The 805-nt window shown below is 38.1% G+C and carries 1 protein-coding gene; it reads right to left on the bottom strand.

Annotated elements, in window-relative coordinates; genetic code table 11:
* Positions 1-70: 70 nt before the first annotated feature.
* Positions 71-616, bottom strand: coding sequence for a hypothetical protein (locus Q763_RS17260; RefSeq protein ID WP_035136222.1), 546 nt, complete (start codon positions 614-616; stop codon positions 71-73).
* Between the last annotated feature and the right edge of the window lie 189 nt (positions 617-805).

Genomic DNA, 805 nt, shown 5'->3' with positions numbered 1-805 from the left:
ATTGCCGCGTCGTTCCTCCTCGCAATGACAACAAGAGTAACCACACAACAGTAAAAAGCAACCAGTAAAATCACTCCTCTCCCATAAGTATAGAAGCCTCATCCATAATCACGGGAGGTGGCGGAGGTGGTAGTTTATACTGAAGTATACCACTCTTAAAATCATGGAATTCCATAGGCTTTAAATCACAGTCCTTAAGGGCTATAATATCATATACTGCCTGTTTCTGGCTATCGGTTTCGAGGTTTGAAATATAAAACGTAGTTTTTACAGTGTCTGCCTCAGTATTAATATCCAGTTGGTAGTAACTCGCATCTGCTATATGTCCATAATCAACTTTGGTATCAAAAACAGCTTTACTACGATCTAACATTTCATTTACTTTCTTTTTCCCTATAATACAGTAGGAGTATTTATAGAGAAAAGTATCTTTAAAAGAATCACGAGGATTAATCTCTTCACAGTAAAAAAGGGTGTCCCCTTTAAGTTCAATCCCAAATCGGGGTTCGTTGGGATTTATGCCGCTACCCACTGTGAGTACTAAACTTTCAGGCTGCGGCTGTTGCTTTACAGTACATGATATTACCAAAAACGAAAGTAAAACATATCTCTTCATAAGGGTAAGGTTAAAAAGCAGTAAACCAAATATAATTAAAAATAAATATCATTATTCCTGAAGATTTCTCCACTACACTCCGTTTCGGTCGAAATGGAAAATGAGATCCTTCCTTCGTCAGGATGACAGGCATGAGTGAGCACACAACAGTGAAAAACGGCCTAAGGTGCTGTGGCGTAAAGAAAATTA

The sequence above is a fragment of the Flavobacterium beibuense F44-8 genome (assembly GCF_000769915.1).
Classification (GTDB): domain Bacteria; phylum Bacteroidota; class Bacteroidia; order Flavobacteriales; family Flavobacteriaceae; genus Flavobacterium; species Flavobacterium beibuense.
Note: the sequence above shows the minus strand (reverse complement) of the source record. Positions and strands in the feature narration are given on the sequence as shown.

Excerpts from the sequence above, each read along its gene's own strand:
- Q763_RS17260 (WP_035136222.1), bottom strand. The coding sequence starts at position 616 with ATGAAGAGATATGTTTTACTTTCGTTTTTGGTAATATCATGTACTGTA.